15 protein-coding genes are annotated in these 18,659 nt (G+C 32.1%); 7 read left to right on the plus strand and 8 right to left on the minus strand.

What is annotated here, in order from left to right; translation table 11 throughout:
- The first annotated feature begins 7 nt into the window (after positions 1-7).
- Positions 8-1,096, plus strand: a complete 1,089-nt coding sequence (locus AABL81_RS02255; protein ID WP_341340263.1) for a mannose-1-phosphate guanylyltransferase — start codon at positions 8-10, stop codon at positions 1,094-1,096.
- 214 nt (positions 1,097-1,310) lie between these two features.
- On the opposite strand, the gene AABL81_RS02260 is transcribed toward AABL81_RS02255, so the two are convergent.
- The 3 genes from AABL81_RS02260 to AABL81_RS02270 form a co-directional block, all read right to left on the minus strand.
- On the minus strand, positions 1,311-2,087 hold the full coding sequence (locus tag AABL81_RS02260) for an ABC transporter ATP-binding protein (protein WP_341340264.1): 777 nt from the start codon (positions 2,085-2,087) through the stop codon (positions 1,311-1,313).
- Between the two features lie 3 nt (positions 2,088-2,090).
- Positions 2,091-2,837 carry an MlaE family ABC transporter permease gene (locus AABL81_RS02265; RefSeq protein WP_158209428.1) on the minus strand — a complete coding sequence of 249 codons (747 nt, stop codon included), beginning with the start codon at positions 2,835-2,837 and terminating at the stop codon, positions 2,091-2,093.
- Positions 2,838-2,904: 67 nt separating this feature from the next.
- Positions 2,905-3,759: a glycosyltransferase family 2 protein gene (locus tag AABL81_RS02270; protein WP_341340265.1), complete on the minus strand. Its 855-nt coding sequence runs from the start codon at positions 3,757-3,759 to the stop codon at positions 2,905-2,907.
- A gap of 121 nt (positions 3,760-3,880) precedes the next feature.
- Here AABL81_RS02270 and AABL81_RS02275 point away from each other — a divergent pair, with 121 nt between their 5' ends.
- On the plus strand, positions 3,881-5,350 hold the full coding sequence (locus tag AABL81_RS02275; protein WP_341340266.1) for a lipopolysaccharide biosynthesis protein: 1,470 nt from the start codon (positions 3,881-3,883) through the stop codon (positions 5,348-5,350).
- An 899-nt stretch (positions 5,351-6,249) separates the two neighbouring features.
- Here AABL81_RS02275 and AABL81_RS02280 read toward each other — a convergent pair.
- From AABL81_RS02280 to AABL81_RS02290, 3 genes are all read right to left on the minus strand, one after another.
- Positions 6,250-7,167 (minus strand): DMT family transporter, encoded by a 918-nt coding sequence (locus AABL81_RS02280; protein ID WP_158209425.1) that lies wholly within the window; start codon positions 7,165-7,167, stop codon positions 6,250-6,252.
- A gap of 302 nt (positions 7,168-7,469) precedes the next feature.
- Complete coding sequence (locus AABL81_RS02285) at positions 7,470-8,675, minus strand: MFS transporter (protein WP_341340267.1); 1,206 nt, start codon at positions 8,673-8,675, stop codon at positions 7,470-7,472.
- 94 nt (positions 8,676-8,769) lie between these two features.
- Positions 8,770-9,690 (minus strand): helix-turn-helix domain-containing protein, encoded by a 921-nt coding sequence (locus AABL81_RS02290; RefSeq protein WP_341340268.1) that lies wholly within the window; start codon positions 9,688-9,690, stop codon positions 8,770-8,772.
- A 231-nt stretch (positions 9,691-9,921) separates the two neighbouring features.
- Here AABL81_RS02290 and AABL81_RS02295 point away from each other — a divergent pair, with 231 nt between their 5' ends.
- Positions 9,922-10,101 carry a hypothetical protein gene (locus tag AABL81_RS02295; protein WP_158209423.1) on the plus strand — a complete coding sequence of 60 codons (180 nt, stop codon included), beginning with the start codon at positions 9,922-9,924 and terminating at the stop codon, positions 10,099-10,101.
- Between the two features lie 76 nt (positions 10,102-10,177).
- Here the strand turns inward: AABL81_RS02295 and AABL81_RS02300 are convergent, their stop codons facing one another.
- Both AABL81_RS02300 and AABL81_RS02305 read right to left on the minus strand, forming a co-directional pair.
- Positions 10,178-11,236, minus strand: coding sequence for a 3-oxoacyl-ACP synthase III family protein (locus AABL81_RS02300; protein ID WP_341340269.1), 1,059 nt, complete (start codon positions 11,234-11,236; stop codon positions 10,178-10,180).
- Between the two features lie 167 nt (positions 11,237-11,403).
- Positions 11,404-12,471, minus strand: coding sequence for an alpha/beta hydrolase (locus AABL81_RS02305; RefSeq protein ID WP_341340270.1), 1,068 nt, complete (start codon positions 12,469-12,471; stop codon positions 11,404-11,406).
- 139 nt (positions 12,472-12,610) lie between these two features.
- Here AABL81_RS02305 and AABL81_RS02310 point away from each other — a divergent pair, with 139 nt between their 5' ends.
- The 4 genes from AABL81_RS02310 to AABL81_RS02325 all read left to right on the plus strand — a co-directional run bounded on the left by AABL81_RS02310 (position 12,611) and on the right by AABL81_RS02325 (position 18,629).
- Entirely contained in the window at positions 12,611-12,913 is a 303-nt protein-coding gene (locus AABL81_RS02310) for a hypothetical protein (RefSeq protein ID WP_341340271.1), read from the plus strand.
- A 17-nt stretch (positions 12,914-12,930) separates the two neighbouring features.
- A complete protein-coding gene (locus AABL81_RS02315) occupies positions 12,931-13,209 on the plus strand; it encodes a hypothetical protein (protein WP_341340272.1) in 279 nt (92 codons plus the stop codon).
- A 435-nt stretch (positions 13,210-13,644) separates the two neighbouring features.
- Positions 13,645-18,057 carry a DEAD/DEAH box helicase gene (locus tag AABL81_RS02320; RefSeq protein WP_341340273.1) on the plus strand — a complete coding sequence of 1,471 codons (4,413 nt, stop codon included), beginning with the start codon at positions 13,645-13,647 and terminating at the stop codon, positions 18,055-18,057.
- An 83-nt stretch (positions 18,058-18,140) separates the two neighbouring features.
- Positions 18,141-18,629, plus strand: coding sequence for a hypothetical protein (locus tag AABL81_RS02325; protein ID WP_158209418.1), 489 nt, complete (start codon positions 18,141-18,143; stop codon positions 18,627-18,629).
- Positions 18,630-18,659 lie beyond the last annotated feature (30 nt).

Consider the following 18,659-nt stretch of genomic DNA (forward strand, 5'->3'; position numbering starts at 1 on the left):
TATATATATGAGTTCAAATTACTATGCTGTTATAATGGCAGGAGGAGTAGGGTCACGTTTTTGGCCGGTTAGTACTCCTGAGTTTCCAAAACAGTTTCACGATATGCTTGGTTCAGGGGATACTCTGATTCAAAAGACTTTCAAGCGTTTGTCGCAACTTATTCCTCAAGAGAATATTTTGATACTTACGCACGAGAATTACAAGGGTATTGTAAAGGAACAATTGCCATTAGTAGCTGACAATAATATTATATTGGAACCAGCAATGAGAAATACAGCACCTTGTATTCTTTATGCTGCTATGAAAATTAAAAAGAACAATCCAAATGCTGTAATGGTAGTTGCACCAAGTGATCATTGGATTGAAGATGAGTTACAATTCATTTCGAATTTACAGCGTACATTTGATGTTTGTGAACGAGACAGTGTTTTAATGACATTGGGTATTTTACCAACCTTCCCGAATACAGGCTATGGTTATATTGAGTTTAATAAGTTAGATTCAAGACCTATTAAGAAAGTAGTTCAGTTTCGTGAAAAGCCTGATTATGCAACTGCACGTAAATTTGTTCAAAGTCGTCATTTCTTATGGAACTCCGGTATTTTTGTATGGAGTGTAGGAGCAATATTGGATGCATTTTCTGAGTTTCAACCTGCGATGTCGGAGCTTTTCGACCAAGGATTTGAAAAGTATAATACAGCTGATGAAAAGTCGTTTATAGATGAAAACTATTCAAAGGCAGAGAATATTTCTATTGACTATGCTGTAATGGAGAAAGCAAACAATGTATATGTGCTACCAGCTACTTTTGATTGGAATGATTTAGGTACTTGGGGATCCTTGTATGATAAGTTACCAAAAGATAATTCTGATAATGCCATAGTTAACGCACAGGCTTTCTTTAATAATGCTACAAATAACGTAGTACGTACAGATAAAGATAAGACAGTTGTTATTGATGGTTTAAACGATTATATCATAGTTGATAAGGAAGATATCTTATTAATTTATCCGAAGAGAAAAGAACAGGAAATTAAAAATGTTAGTCGTTATGTAGAATCTGAATTGGAGAAGAAAAACAAGTCAGAAGATTAAGCGATAAACATCGATTATATTTTAAAACAAAAGGCTTAGAGATACCTCTAAGCCTTTTGTTTTATCTGCACTCTAATATTAAGTAAACAAAAGAAAGTGGTTTAAAAAGGGGTTTATTAAGCTTCTTATGTCTTTTGTGTACTTGCTAACGGGAGTCTATTTTGTAATATAAAAAAAGGCTCAGTTTTTTACTGAACCTTTCTTACTTAATATATTATTTATTCTCTTTTCCAATGTGTCTTATTGCTTCACGCACCATTCTAAATAACTCAGAAGAATAAACGAAATCTACAACATCTTCATTATTTGTTTGAATGATTTCTTTGTTGTTACCAGACCAAGCTAAAACCCCGTTTTTAAGGAATACTATATGTTCTCCAATTTCAAGAACAGAGTTCATATCGTGTGTATTAATAACGGTTGTAATACCATATTCGTGGGTGATCTCTTGAATCAAGTTATCAATTACAATAGCTGTTTTGGGATCCAATCCTGAGTTAGGCTCATCACAAAATAAGTATTTCGGATTATTTACAATTGCTCTTGCAATAGCAACCCTTTTTTGCATACCACCTGATATTTCAGCAGGTCTTTTTTTATGAGCATTGATTAAATTAACACGTTCAATTACCTCGTCAACACGCATTTTAATCTCTTTCTCTGTTTTTGTAGTAAACATTTTAAGAGGAAAAGCAATGTTTTCTTCAACAGTCATTGAGTCAAAAAGTGCACTACCTTGGAATACCATTCCAATTTCAGTACGTAAGTCTCTTTTTTCTTTTCGTGTCAAATTAGCATAAATACGCCCATCAAAAGAAATATGACCGCTATCAGGAGTATGAATACCTAATAGTGTTTTAAGTAATACTGTCTTACCAGAACCACTCTGTCCAATAATTAAGTTTGTCTTTCCTGTTTCAAATGTAGTACTGATTCCTTTTAAAACCTGAGTACCATCAAATGATTTAATTATATCTTTTACTTCAATCATATCTTAATTACTTAAAAGAAGAGAGGTTAATACGTAGTTTGTCAAAATGATAGCTACACTTGTCCATACGAAAGCAGTTGTACTCGCTTTACCAACTTCAAGAGCTCCACCTTTCATATAATATCCAAAGTAAGACGGAATGGTTGCTAAAAGGAAACCAAATAACGCTGTTTTAATAAAAGCATATGCAACGTGGAAAGGAATGAAAGTGTCTTGTAATCCAATTATAAATTGTTCTGATGTAACAAAATTACCCATTACACCGCCAAACCATCCTCCTAAAATACCAAGGAACATACTAATTCCAATAACGAATGGGTATAATAAAACAGCAACTAATTTTGGAAAAACTAAGTAGTTTAATGAACTAACCCCCATCACTTCCAAGGCGTCAATTTGTTCAGTAACTCTCATCGTACCGATGCTTGATGTGATGAAAGATCCCATTTTACCAGCCATAATGATTGATATAAAAGTAGGAGCAAACTCAAGAATTACTGATTGTCTTGTTGCAAAACCAATAAGGTATTTTGGAATTAAAGGATTTGTTAAGTTTAAAGCTGTTTGGATTGCAACTACACCTCCTACGAAGAAAGATAAGAAACAAACAATTCCTAAAGAACCGATGATTAAGTCATCAATTTCTTTAAAAATAAGCTCTTTCATAACTTTCCATTTAGTCATCTTGCTAAAGATTTCTTTTAGCATAAGAAAGTACTGTCCTATATGTGTTAATCCAGATTTGATCATAAAAATTAAAATATCGGCTAAATTACCAATTACAAATGAGTTTTGAGTTTATTAGAGCAAAAAAAGACTAAAGCAGTTTAGATTTTATCTTCTGCCAGCGGTATTTTCTAATGAATTTACCTTGTTCTTCATTCACTAAATAAGGTTGTTTTTCTCTTTGTGCTTTGAAGTACCCTTTCAGATAATCTACAAAAAGAAGTGTTTTTTTCTTTTTAGTTGCCAATTTTAAACCAGCGATTGCTGTAATAACTAAACCATAGTGGAGTCTGTAAAAAGCCTCACCTTGTTTATATCTTGCAGACTTATCATAATTAGCACCTGTAGGTTTAAGATGTTTCACTTTGAGAGATTCAATTGTTACTACTTTCCAATTGTAAAAACGACATAGTAATTCATCGACAGTGTCCCATCCCATAGCTGTTCTCAAACCGCCAATTTGCTCAAAGCACGATTTTCTATAGGCTTTAAACGCACCACGGATATGTTCTTTATCAGTTAATTTTTCTAAGATCCATTGTCCGCTTTTCTCAATATACGCAAATCCTCCGACCATACCGATTGTATTATCTACTGCGAACGTATTAGCAATAGTTTCAAAATAGTCAGTAGGTAAGATTAAATCTGCATCTAATTTTACAATAAAGTCATAATCTAATACAGGGGCAAGAGAATCTAAACCATAGTTAAACGCTTGAACAACCTTACTACCCGGTAAATGAATGGCCTCAGATTGTTTGTTGACAAGAGTAATCCAAGAATAGTTGTTAGCATACTGTTGAACAATAGTTGCTGTATTATCAGTAGAATTGTCATTGACCACGATGAGTTGTACGGGAGGCAAAGTTTGCTGTACCATACTATCTAATGTTTTGGATATAAAATCCGCCTCATTAAACGCAGGCATAATAACAATATAGTTCATTATCTTTAAGTCTTGAAAATTTAGATTAATAGTCTAAGATAACCATCAAAAGACAAATTTAAAAAAAATAGTAGTTAAGCATTTATTAGGAAGTATATTTGTAAGCATAATAAGTTAATTAATGGGGAGTAAGATTTCTACAAAACAAGCCTTTTTGTTTACCGCGATTAATTACATCGGGGTATTAATAGGTGTAATATCTACTGTTTTAATTTACCCTCAAGACAAAGAAATGCTTGGTATCATTCGCTTTGTTGATGCTTGTGCACAAATACTATTTCCTATCATTGTACTTGGAAGTACACACGCGTTAATTAACTTCTATCCCAATTTAACCGAAAACTTACAAAAAAAACTATTCAGTTTTAGTTTACTATCCTTAGGGAAGCTCGCTTTGGTAGTAGGTGGACTTATTTATGTTGGCTCTTTTTTCTACAAAGGAGATGACATTAAATATGTCTATATGGGATTTCCATTGGCAATAGCAATGGCTTATATTGAGCTATTCAGAAGACAAGCTACCAATTTGCAGAAGTTGTCTTTTCCCACATTCTTTGAAAAGATAATTCCTAAAATAGCTTTACCTGCCGTTTTTTTAATGGTGATTTATGCCGGTTATACAATTAATCAAGCTATAGGATATTACATTATTGCCTATTATATCGTTGCATTTGTAATAGGGGTTTATATTTATAAGCACTTCAAATACAACTGGCATTGGAATTATAAAGACTTATTTCAATCCGTCAGTAAAAAAGAATATTACTCTTATAGTCTATTCGCATTTGCAGGTAGTTTTGGTTCTTTTTTTGCCTTTCGAGTAGATTCACTAATGATACCATATTTCATTTCTTACGAAGCCAACGGAACATATAATATCGGAGTTACCCTTGCCTCAACCTTAGCAATTCCAGCTACAGGTGTGTTTGCTTTATATGCTCCTGTCATTTCAGATTTGATTAAGAGAGTTCAATTACGTGAACTTAACCAGAAGTATAAAGAAGTGGCTCGTAATTTATTCTTTATAGGAATGCTATTGTTTACGTGTGTAGCAGTCGGAATAGAGCCGTTGTTTAGATTACTACCTACTTATGATAAGTTAGCCCCATCTATCCCTATAATCTATTTATTGGGAGTAAATGTGGTTATAAATATGTCAACAGGATTCAATAGTGAAATAATTTCTTACTCAAAATACTATCGCTTTAACCTTGTGTCCATATTAAGTTTAATGGTATTAAATGTAGCTCTGAATTACTTGTTGTTGACACAAACTACACTTGGTATATTTGGAGTAGGGTTAGCTTCTTTATTGTCATTAACCTTATTTAATATTGCAAAGACATACTACATCTATCACAAGATGAAACTATGGCCTTTCGACCTTCAGTTCTTCAAACTATTGATGACAATGGTGTTGGTTGTTTTAGGAGTATTTGCAATACCGATGGATATTCATCCTTTATTCGAACTATGTATTCGCGTAGCACTTGTTTTAGTTATCAACGGGTATTTTATCTTCCGCACCAATTGGGTAATTGGAATAAGACAAGTTTTAATGAAGTTTATTAGTAAGTTTTTAAAACGATAAGGATGAGGTGTAAAAGTTACACACTAAGCATACATATCCCTTTTCTAAAATAAACGTAGATTTAAAATGTAAAGCATTGGATTTTGCTTGCAATAAAGAACACATTAAAGTGTAGTTTTAAATACACCATGTTCGAGACATCTACCACACAAGTACCACAGAGGCTCGGAAAAGGAGGCTTTTTACCGAAGGTGTCTGGTATTTGTGTGGTACTTGTCTGAAACAAGTACAAAAGAAGCTTGTAATGACAATACTTTAAAACCTCTCCTTTTAGTTAATAGAGCTACTAAAAACCAAGCATTAGCCAGGTCTCGTCATCTTCTAAACAAATGTCAACACAATTAAACTGAAGTTTAAAAAGAAAGAGCGAGTAGTTATTACTAAACTTACTCATTGGTTTAATATTGTCTATTAAACTTCTCTATAATCTTTTAATACTGCTTTAAAGACTTTCGAATACAATACTGAGAAATTATTAATTACTTTAATACTATAAGTAGGAGTGTTTCTGCAGAATCCTTTAATGCGAAAGTTAAGCATTGGAGAAGTGATGGAGATAGAGTCTTATCTATTTTAGATTAACTAAAGTTTTTGCTTAACCTCCATCTTTTATTGTTGATCTAAGGATGATTTACTTATTATACTTTGCTTTTACAGGTTTTGTTACCTCTTAATTAGACTACTTTTCTTCGTTTATTGGATCTCTGTGATAAAGATTAAGGTTGTGCATTGTTAGTAAACAGAATAATAATTAGACAACACACAATTAGGAACAAAGGGAGAAGGAGGTAAGTTGTGATATTGGCTACTGTGAAATTGAAAAACATAGTATGCATATAAAAAATAAGGCGATGTCTTAAAGAAGACACCGCCTTAGAGCTATATTGAATTGATTTGTTTTAAAGTTCTGGTTCTGGCAATACTTTTTTCTTAATCATAGTAAGTAGTATAATTGTAACAATAATACACAAACTACCTAACCAATCCATGGTATGGAACTGTACTCCGAAATAAGTAATTGCTATAAACGTAGCAGATAATGGTTCGGCACAGGCAAGTAAACTTGCACGTTGTGGCCCAATATTTTTAATAGCATTTAAGAAGATGTAGAATGGAATTAAAGTTCCTAAAAACACGATAAATGCAACTACTAAATAAGTATCTGTATCCCAAATACCTTCCAATTTATGAGGAGGGTGAATGATACTCATTGCTGTTCCTGCGATTAACATACTCCAACCAATAATTGAAATTGGACTATATCTGTTTAATAAATGCACAGGCATAATTGTATAAGCCGCTAATGCTAAAGCAGAAGCAATACCCCAGCTCAATGCCGTTGGTGTAATGTTTAAACTTGTAATATCTCCGTGGGTAACTAATAAGAACGTTCCCAACATAGCAAGACCAATAGCTAAAAATTCAATAGGCTTAGGCCATTTTTTTAATCTTAATGCTAAGTAAATAGCAATAAATACCGGACCTGTATATTGTAAAACAGTTGCTGTAGCAGCATTTGAATGTAAGATTGTTACAAAATATGTATATTGAACAGTTAGCATTCCAAGGATACTAAACACAACTAAGTTGATTGCGTCTTTTTTATCCTTCCATATTTTCCACACATCAGGATTTTTTTGTAGAATACCGAAAATCAGCATAAGTATTCCTGAAACTAATAATCTAACGGTTACTAACCATTCGGCGTTGAATTCTTTTTCTGTAAAAAGAAATTGTGCGAAAGTACCTGATACACCCCAAAGCATCGCTGCGAAAATAGCAGATGCAAAGCCTAAAAATTTGTTGTTTAATTGCATTTTATATAACGTACGTCTAATACATTAAGAGTTAAAAAAAAGAAATATTCCCTATTCGAAATATTGCGCAAAAGTACATAATTAAAAGCCTGAATACTCAGATAATATAGTGGATGAAGCGTTTTATTTAGTATGCATTTTTTGGTTTATTTCTTTGATGGAATTAATGCAATAAATCTTGAATGCTTACTTATTGTTTAAGATATTATGCTTTTTTGATTTGATTGGTATTCTTTAGCAAAAAGAAAACAAGACAGGTGTGAGTAATCTTGTTTTCTTTTAGTCTTTTTTTGCCTAAAGTATTATTTACTTATTGCATTTTTTGTTGCTTGTATGCGAATTGCAATAATTGCCATTAATAAAGCTAATGCCATAAATAAATAGCGCCATACCAAACCTGCTTGTGTGTCAATCACCCCACTTGATGAGATAATAAAACTTGTGATTGATGTTAATATGTAAACTAATCCGCCCATTAATCCCCCTGCTGTTCCTGCATTGTTAGGGAAGAACAACATAGTTGAGGTAAAGAAATTATTAAAGATAGTTCCTGAGCAAATGTGTATAATAAACAAGAACGGCATTAAAATAAGTAAGCTTTGGAAGAACTGGCTTAGGATAAGCAATGCTATAATTAAGGACATTTGGATAATGATAGGGCGTGTAATTCGTTGTTTAAAGGGAACGTGCATTCTGCGTTTACCAATTAATCCACCAATCATCCACGAAAAACCAAGAATCAGTGTACAGTAACCAATAGTAACTGAGTTGAAATGAAATGAGTTTTCAATTAAGAAGGGCCCTGCAATATTAAAGATCATAATGATTGAGTAGCTAAAACCAAGGATTAAGATACCTGTCATAAACATTTTATTAGACAACATCATTCCGTATAAAGCCATTGTTTCTTTAATATTGAACTTCTTTTTTTCGGGGATACTCTCTGCGCCTACCCATAAGTCAAATAGTAAAATTACGGCGGAGTAAATAGCTAAGAAGTAAAAATTTGCGTGCCAAGAAAACAGTTTTTCTAAGTAACCTCCTAAAAAAGGAGCGATGATAGGACCACACGACCAAGCAACCGTAAAGTAACTTAAGAAATAAGTACGTCTTTTTTCATCATATATATCAATAAATATGGCTCGCGTTGCCACAACTAATACGGCAATAGCAATACCTTGAATAACGCGAATCAAACAAATTAATAGGATATCATCTAAAAATGTGATTGCTAAATTAGTTAGGATTAAAGATAACAAAGCAAGTAAACGGGGTTTGTAACGACCAATATTATCCAATAAGGTACCTACAAATAATTGTGATATTCCGTAGCTAAGCAAGTAACACGTTAGCGTTAGTTGAATGTCTTTTTCAGAAACGACCAATCCTTTTGCCATAGAGGGAAAAGATGGTAAGTAGATATCAGTTACAAAACCTGATAGGGGGACAGAACAAAAGGCTAAAATAGTGGCTATTTTTTTTCTTTGCTCAGAAGCTTCTCTTAACATAAGTGTTTGAATTGTTGTTTGTGCGTGCAAAATTAATTGCACAAGAATAGTTTGACATTAAAAAAGTCAAAGGGATAATTACGAAAATCAAAGATTAGTGTTTCTGTGCTGTTCGAAACTGCAAGGGAGTGATTTCTGTATGTTTTTTAAAAAAGTTATTAAAGTGTGAGGGTTGATCAAAACCAAGTGTATAACCAATTTCATTGATATTCCAGTTTGTGTGTATCAAAAGACTCTTCGCTTCACCTAATATTCTCTCTTTAATTAATTGAGTTGTTGTTCTTCCGGTTGCCGTTTTTATAGCTGAGTTTAAATGGTTGATATGCACATTTAACTTTTGTGCAAAGTGAGCAGGGGCAGTCATTTGCAAAGGGTAAGCAGGCGAGTCTAATGGGAATTGATTATTTAGTAACTCATCAAATTGTCTAAACAATCTTGATGCATTTGTTGATTCAGAAATTTCAATATCAGTAACACTAAGTTGTAAAGCTTGGTGAAGTATCAGTGCTAATAAATTTCTAATGATTTCAAACTTTAGAGGATAATTGCTATTAGAAGAGTCATATATCTGTTTGAAATAGGTGTTTATCAACAACAGTTCCTCATCATTTAAGAACACAAGAGGTTTGCTCCATTCTTTGAAAAGAGATGTTTTTTTAAAAACGTCAATACTGTTGTGTTCGTTAAAAAACTCTTGATTAAACAAACAAAAAAAGCCTTCTTGTTCGGTACTATGGCAAATCCATTCATAAGGAGTAGTAGGACAAGGGAGAAATAGAGCAGGTTTGTCAATAAAGATTTTGTGTTGTCCATATCTTAATTCACCTGTTCCTATGATTAAGCAAATTTTGTAGAAGTCACGTCTGTTATAGGGAGTTGGAAAACTGCAATATTTTCGTTTGTTGATGTTGAAATGAGATTTTCCTGATTGGTATTCCTCTACAATAAAAGAGTAGTGCTGTTTTGTTTTTGCAAATCGGTAGTAATCAGAAAGCGTTTGTAATTTATCACTCATCAAAATAGATTTGTCATTTTAGGGGGACAAAATTACTAAAATCAAATTTATGGGACGCTGTTAAGATGATTATTTGTTCTTTTTATTGTTTGTATGGTACAAAAGGTTGTTTTCGAACTAAGACACATTGTTTAGTAAAGAAATGGCAAAGAAATTGAGAAAATAAATTTTGTGTAGCTCTTTCTTTTAACCAATAAGGAGAGGGTTTAGAATAATAAAAAAGAGAAGTAAATGGATAAGTTAAGTAAATTAATGGTAGCATTAATTATTATGTCAACAGTAGTATTGTTGATAGATTTGTTTGATGTTTTCGCAAGAGAAGGGATTAGATTTTTTTGTTACGCTATATTATTGGTAGCAGGAATAACTTTTTTCTTTGTAGATAGGAATAGTGTTGATAGTGAAGAATAGTGATTTTATTGTAAAACATAGCCCCCGTAAAGTTTAACTCTACGGGGGCTATGTTTATTTTAGGGTACTTGTAGTTCTAAATTTGATAAGTAAAAGCATTAATGTTCATTCCAGCTCCTACAGATGAAAAAAGTATTATATCACCTGTTTCAAAGCTGTGGTTTTCTATTTCTTTATTGATAATCATATCGTATAAAGTAGGAAGGGTAGCTACACTACTATTACCTAATTTTTGAATATTCATAGGCATAATATATTCTGGCATTTCCATATCGTATAATTCGTAAAAGCGTTTTACAATGGCTTCATCCATTTTTTCATTCGCTTGGTGAATCATAACCTTTTTAATTCTCTTGATATCAATTCCACTTTTATCAACACAACTCTTCATTGCTTTAGGAACATTTAGAAGAGCAAACTCGTATATTTTACGTCCATACATTTTGATGTACTTTGTGTCTTTATCAAGATCTGGATTATATGATTTTCCGAAGTGAATAAAGAAAGCTTCTTCTAATGTATGACTTGCACTTTCAACAGATAAAATACCTCCACCATCGTGAGTACGCTCAAGGATAGTAGCACCTGCTCCGTCAGCGTAAATCATAGAGTCGCGATCGTGTAGGTCAATAACTCTTGATAACGTTTCAGCTCCGATTACTAAACAACGTTTAGCCATTCCAGCATTCATAAAAGCATAGGCTTGAATTACTCCTTGTAACCAACCAGGGCAACCAAATAAAACGTCAAAAGCTACGCAACTTGGATTAGCTATTTTCAAGTTGTGTTTAACTCTTGCTGCTAAGCTTGGTACAATGTCAGATTGAATAGTACCGTGTTTAATATCTCCAAAGTTGTGTGCAAAGATTATATAGTCAAGAGTTTCAGGGTCGATATTTGCATTTTGAATTGCGCGTTGAGCAGCAATTGTTCCGATGTCAGTTGTTGTTAGATTATCCTGTACATATCGTCTCTCTTCAATTCCTGTAATTTGTTGAAGTTTTTTAGCTATGCGTTCATTATTATCTTTTAATGGTAAACCATTTTCATCTCTAAAATCAAACTGACCAAAGTCTTGATTGCCTATTACTTTAGTAGGAATATAGCATCCAGAACTTACAATTTTAATATTCATATTGTTATTGTTGGTTAATATCTTAGTAAACTTATGTTTTTCATTTTTAAAAATGAAGTAATTTGCTTTGTTTTTTAGCATATTAACGACCAAATGTATGCCATTATTGCTTTTTTATAGTTTATTTCTTTATTTAGTTTTAAAAAACAAATAATACAGGATGATTATTACTTTTCTTTTTTGTTAATAATCATACATTTAGGATAATGTTTTTCTTTATATTGAATTAAATAATCAACGACTGCAATTTCATTATTTTGTTGGAAATATTTTATGATAGTTGTTAGGTATTGCTCATTAGGGACTAATATAAAGTGAATGTTTTTGCTTAGAGTATTAAAGGAATTCTCTAATAAGTGATGATCTGTTTTAAGCTGTTTAAAGTTTATTTTGTATCCATCAAAGATATATCGCAAGCCGTCTAAATTTCCTTTCATTGGGATACTGCCGTGGTCTTCTCCTGCATATTGTATGTATTCGTATTGTAGATTTAATGGTGGATTATTCGTAACGAATTGATCAAATTCTTTAATAGCATTATAGTGTTCAGCAAGATGGTCTGTATTTTCTTTTTCATCTACTTGAGTTAAAAATAACTTTCTGTTTTGAAAGTCATAATCTTTAGCGTTGTGATAGTTTTGTAAGATAATTTTATTGTCCCACCAAATACTTGGGTCGTGTACAATGTAAGCATTAAACATAGAGGTTCTCGTTAGTAGGTTATTTAATGCTGTTATTCCTCCAAAAGAATGTCCTATTAGTATATTGTAACCTACGGTTCTAAAATTTGTATTGATGTATGGAAATAGCTCCGTTTCAATGAAATCAAAGAATAAGCTATTTCCTCCAGAGTCTCCTTTAATTTTACTGCTTTGTTCTTGGGACATAGCAGCAGTGTTTTGTGCTGTTGGCGTTAGATCCCTTGTTCTATTTGTATTGACAATTCCTACAATTATCATCTCAGGAATTGAAGGATAGGGGTATTTAGATAGTTTTTCAACATAAGCGGATAAGTAGTTAAAGTTAGATTCACTATCCAGTAAATAGATGACGGGATAGTGTTGAGGTGTTAATGTACTATCGTTATAAGATTTCGGTAAGTAGATTTGTATTGTTCTATTTTCTTTTAAAACAGATGATGAAATAGTATAGGATGTTCCTATGGTAATAGGTTCTTGTGCAGTAGAGACAAACGAGAGTAAAAAAGTAAATAAGAGAATGATATAGTATTTCATAAATAAGAAAAATAAGGTTGTTATGAGTACAAATATAGCTCCTTGTTTAAAATCATTCTAATCTATAAGGAGTGTTTTTTGACAATAATGCGGTCAAATAATTGTAATTTTACGGTTAGTGAATAAATTAGGTTTGATTATGAGTAGATTAGTTTTTTCGGTTATTCTTTTTGCTTGTTCCATTATGGGGTTTGGGCAACAGAATAAACCTAAAGTTGAAGTAATAGTTTTAGATTCTAAGGTTAAAGATAATAGCTTGGTTACAGTTGTTTTGTTAAACAATACAAATGATACCTATTGGTTTCCGTGGGATACTTCAGACTTAGCATATAGTGCGAGTATTGGAAGTACTTATGAAAATATGGTGTTTTTATTACAACAAAAAGTTTACAATGTTACTGAAAAAGTAGACGAGCCAGTTTTGATTCATCTTCAATTTTAGCAAAATGGCAAGAAAAGGTGAAAAGTAAGACTGTGAATGATTATGTAATAGTTAAACCTAAAAGCCACATTCAATTACGACTTCCCTTTAAAGTTGTGAAAGAATTGGTTCCCGCTTGGTATGCCCCACAAGAGAAAGTAGTAGAAGGAGGTTTTGAATATTATGTAAATTATAATTTGATTCCTAAGAATGTTGAACAGTTAGTAGGAGAGAAGATATTTAATCAAGTAAGTGCAAAAGGATATAAATTATACACAGAGCCTTTAAAATCTAATAAGGTGCCGATTGTAAAGTAAGTGAAATAAAAAAAGAGAAGCTGACTAACCTCTCTTTTTTTAATTTAGTAAAATAAAAATAATACCTTCCTTTGGCTTATGTAAAAGTAGGACCATATTTTAGGTCAAATTATGATAGCTGTCATTTTTTTAAATGTTTTAATTCTTTAATTAAAAAGACGGTTAGAATCACAACTACTGATTTGCATTGATTTGTTATGTTTTATGTAGGTAATGTGTTTGATTCGTGATATTTTAAAAGAAAAATACTTTCTATATTTGATATAGAATGTGATTTGATTCATACAGAGGTGATTTATTTTTTGTAAAGGGAGAACTTTAAGAGTGTTCTCCCTTTTTTGTTGCTGTGATTTAATCGTATATTGAAGTACGAATTATTGTATAAATCATTTCTGTATTATCTTTGAAAAATATTACAAGAATTACTTCATAGGCATGTTAGATAATAAACAAACAACTTCTTTTTTTACTTCGTTATTACAAGTTTACGTAGGAAAAGACACTTCAATTATAACTAAGTATAAAGTGTTGAGAAGTCTGTTAAATAAGATTACGAAGAATATTACTGCGAAAGAAGTACTACAGTTTTCCAATCTATTTTCTCGTTTATCATTTATCTGTAATAAATACCAAGTTTCTAAAAACATTCATTCGTTTCGAATGATTAGCAATGAGCTTCGAGAAGTTAGTACAGAAGAATTAGACTTGTTTTTTCCTACCTATTGGAAAGATATCAATGAGTTTGTATCTCAAGTTTACAATGTACCAGTTCCAGATTTAAATCGACTTGCTTACCCTGAAAAAGAGAGAAGACGAGAGAGAAAAGAAGAGGAGTATAGTGGTTTTGTTGATAAGCTTAAAGTAGTTGTTGTTCATAAGCAACCAGATATTTTAATCTGTGAGGTTGAAAATACTACGACAGAACAACATATTCGCGTTCGCATAAATGAATTTGATGTTAATGATGTTTTTACAACGTGTAATCACTTATGGGTTGGCGCCACTATCTATTTAATTAATGTGGGAATTGATGAACATCAAATTTACCATCCAAAAATTGTGGTACTTGAACCAGATTATTTAATCGACGTTTCTGCTATTGCCGAGTGTTTTCAAGATTTTGGTACTTCTCCATTACTATTTTTAAAAGCGAAGTTTGAACCAATATCCAATAATAAGTATTTACTGATTGGAAACTTTGCTAATGCTGTTATGGATGAATTAGTGAGTTCTGAGGATGCGCGTACTGTTGAATTTGACAGCATCTTTGTAAAGCATTTTGAGACTTATCCTTTTGAACATACTGCGTGTAGCGATATTTTTTCATCTGAAGAATTTAAACAATATGCCTTTGTCTGTCGTTCTCATTTTAATACAATTAAACGTGTTTACTTAAATGAGTTTCAACAATACGGCATATCAAGTCAAGGGAACATTTCTTTAGAACCGAGTTTTTTGAGCAATGTTTACGGAGTACAAGGGCGTTTAGACGTATTGCATACAATTCCTTCGAAAGATGATAAGACTACAATTGTAGAGTTAAAGTCGGGAAGTACTCCATTTCCTGATGATGGCTTTAGTGTTAAACCGAATCACTCTGTGCAGCTCTATCTATATCATCTGATGCTATCTGTTGTAAATAACATAAACTTTCAGGATATAGGAAATGAGCAGTATTTAAGTGGGTTTATTTTTTATAGTAAAACAACAAATGGCAATCTTCGTACAGACCATATTACTCTGGCTCGTGTGCAAGAGATATGTAATGTTCGCAATCAAATTATCTTAAACGAGCAGATCTTAAAGTCAGACGATTTAGAAGCTATACAAAATTTAATTGGTAAGGTTAATCCGGAAAGGCTAATTAGCAATCCAATAAACGGTAAGTTTAAAGATATACTTACTAAGCAGTTCAATGCATTTTTAAAGCCATTACACAATGCGAGTGAGTTAGAATTGACTTACTTCTATTCCTTTGTGAGCTTTATTGCAAGAGAACAATATATTAGTAAACTTGGCATTGGGAATTATGAAGGGAATAATGGTTTAGCCAGTTTATGGTTAGACGATTTAGACGATAAAATTGAGAAATATAGTATTTTATTTGACTTAGAAATAAAAGAAAATCGCATATCTACAGATGAGAAATTGATTGTTTTTAACCGAACAATTACAGATGATTTTGTGAATTTTAGAGAAGGGGATATATGTGTTTTATACCCCAGAGAAACAGAGAAAGACATTGCTGTTTCTCATCAGATATTCAAATGTTCTATTAGAAAGATTACGAAGGATACAGTAGTGGTTGTGTTTAGACATATGCAACGCAGTATTGCTTATTTCAAACAATTTAAGTATTGGGCACTGGAACGGGATTTTATGGATAGTTCCTTTACCAGTATGTATAAGGGAATGTATTCATTTATGAATGCTCCAGCTAAACATCGTCAGGTGATGCTAACACAATTACCTCCTGCTTTAGGTGTGTCTTATGGTTTTAATAAACAAACATTGTCTGTTGAACAAAACCGCATTTTAAATAATGCATTGAGTACAGAGGATTACTTTGTTTTGAACGGACCTCCTGGTACTGGAAAAACGTCTCATATCATCAAAGAGTTGGTGAGGGAGTTATACGTGAATAGCAATCAAAATATTTTACTGCTTGCTTATACTAATAAGGCAGTCGATGAGTTGTGTGAAACTATTAATGAAGCACTAAGTGATATTACCTCAACAAACAACTATAAGTTTATCAGAATAGGGAGTTCACTCTCTTGTAATAGTAGTTTTCATAATTGTTTGTTGGACAATATTATTATAGAGAAACGCCAACAACTTGCATTAGACGAGGAGAAGTTTACTCGTGGTAGTTTAGCAAAAATAATAAGTAGTAATAGGATATTTGTTTCTACTGTAGCTTCTATGTCAAGTAAAGATGACGTGTTTAATTTAAAGCGATTTGATACCTTGATAATTGATGAGGCTTCTCAGATATTAGAACCACAGATTATCGGAATGTTGCACAAGTGTAAGCGATTTATAATGATTGGCGATCATAAGCAGTTGCCAGCAATTGTTGTTCAAGATGAGGTAAGTTCAAAAACGAATAATGTCTTGTTACAAGATATGGGGCTGGGAGATAGACGAAATTCGTTGTTTGAAAGATTATTTAATTATTGTAAAGACAATGGGTTTGATTATGCTTGTGATACGTTGACTTATCAAGGTCGAATGCACCAAGACATCGCTTTATTTCCAAATATCAATTTCTATGATGGACAATTGAAAGAAGCCTATCACTTAACTAATTTATCAGAAGGAGCAAAGAATAGTTTAGCTCGTCAAGTGCGTGAATTATCCTTAAATGTCCCTGGGGATTGTAATAGACAATTAGATACTGCTCTTGCAAATAAACGCCTCTTGTTTTTCAATAGTGAAGAAGAACAATTTGATCAATCAGGAAAGGTTAAGGACGGAGAGGCAGATTTGGTTGTACATATTATTCAGCGATTAATTGAGATTTATGCATACAATGAGCAATCATTTGATGTAAGCAGTAGAATTGGGATAATAGCTCCGTTTAAAAATCAAATAGCCTTAATTAAGAACAAATTGGAGGAAGCAGGTATTCCAGGGTTTGATTTAATAACAGTAGATACAGTAGAACGATTTCAAGGAGGGCAACGCGATATAATTATTTATTCGTTTGCAGTAAATAATTTATCTCAATTAGAAAGTGTTGTAAACTTGAATGAAGATAAAACAGTAGATCGTAAGTTGAACGTAGCTTTAACCCGTGCAAAAGAACAAATCTTTTTAATTGGTAATGCGGGAATATTGAGTCAAAACGATGTCTATTATAAGTTGATTGAGTTCATCAGAGAAAAAGGAGGCTTTGTAGAAAATACTATTCAGGAGCTTCTTTTACAAGAAACAATTGATAGCGTACAAAGTACTATAAATGATGAGGTGCAAAGTTGTCCTGTTTTTGATACGTTGTTTAAGAGTGAAGTTGTCTTGCCTTTAAAAGAAAAGGGAATATACACTGATAATCGGATTTATAATAGACCAGCTTTTTATATACAAAACAATGTGTTAGCGTATGGTCGTACTGATTTTAATACGGGATATGATGAAGAGGGATTTTCTATAACTGAAGAGGCAAAAGTTGATTTGTTTTATTTATTACAAGGAGAGGAATCATATTACGGATACCAAACAATTTGTAATCGAGTAGAACTATTTTTAGCGAATGAAATAGACAATTCGAACGGAGGAATTTCAATAGTAGATTTTAGTTCATTGGCGGGAATTTATTCTATTTGTGTTCATCAACAGTTGCTTAAAGTTATTAACAATACTGTTGATAAGTATGTTGATAACTGTGAACAAGCTGTTAGTATAAAGGTGTTTAATGTTAATAAGTATAAAGCAGTTACTAACAAAGCAAAAGAACTTATCAATGCTTATGCAAGTGAACACTCAACAAGTGAGCTATCTCTTGAATGTATTGATTTTACTGGGATAGAAGAGTTTAGTTTGGTTTTAAGACAATCAGGAGTCGTTATTTTTAATGTCGATGAGAGTTGTTTTACAACTGATTATACGATGTTTGAATTGTTGATAAAAGTTATTAACAATGCTGTTAGTAGCTTAAAATATAGTAGTTGTATTATAGTGTATAAAAAGCAATACAATAGCAGTTTTCACTTAGAACAATTAAAGCGAATCATACAAGATGATTATCACGTAGTTACTAAAGAAAATAAGAATGTAACTTATTTGAATACTATCTTAGGAGAAGAAAAAACACAAGCATTAAACTATGAAGTTTTATGTTTTTAGTAGAAGTAATATTTTTACATCATAAGGGGAGTTTTGTTTACGATAAACAAATGAGATACTTTTGTGTTTAAATATACGTAGATATGAAGAAAATTATAATAGGTCTATTTGCAGGTTTGTTCTTATTAACTTCTTGTAAGAATAGAGAAGCTGATTTGAATTTAAGTGTTTCAAAGTGGAACTCTACTATTTCTAAAATGGAAGCTGTTTACAACATAGAAAGCAGAATAGAAAAGCCATCAGATTTTGTTGTAATCAAAGGAAGAGCAACAGAAGCTAAAGAATATATTGCCAATTCAATTGAAGAGTACTTGGCAATGGACTTAGAGGAGGATGTAAAGCCAATGAGAGACGCTTTGATCTCTTATATGAGAGGAAGTGATGCAACATTAGATGTTTACTTAGAAATGAGCGCAAAAGCAGATAGTTTAACTAATAGCGATATGCAACACTATTATACGAAGTTAGAAGAGCTGTCTATGGAATTAAATCACGATGCGATTAAGTTGAAAGATTTACAACGAGAGTTTGCTAAAGAACATCACATCAGAAATTATATTATAGAAGAGTAAAAAATCTCTATTGAGCATAAAAAAAGCACC

The organism is Myroides sp. C1519 (genome assembly GCF_038039755.1).
GTDB classification, from domain to species: domain Bacteria; phylum Bacteroidota; class Bacteroidia; order Flavobacteriales; family Flavobacteriaceae; genus Flavobacterium; species Flavobacterium phaeum_A.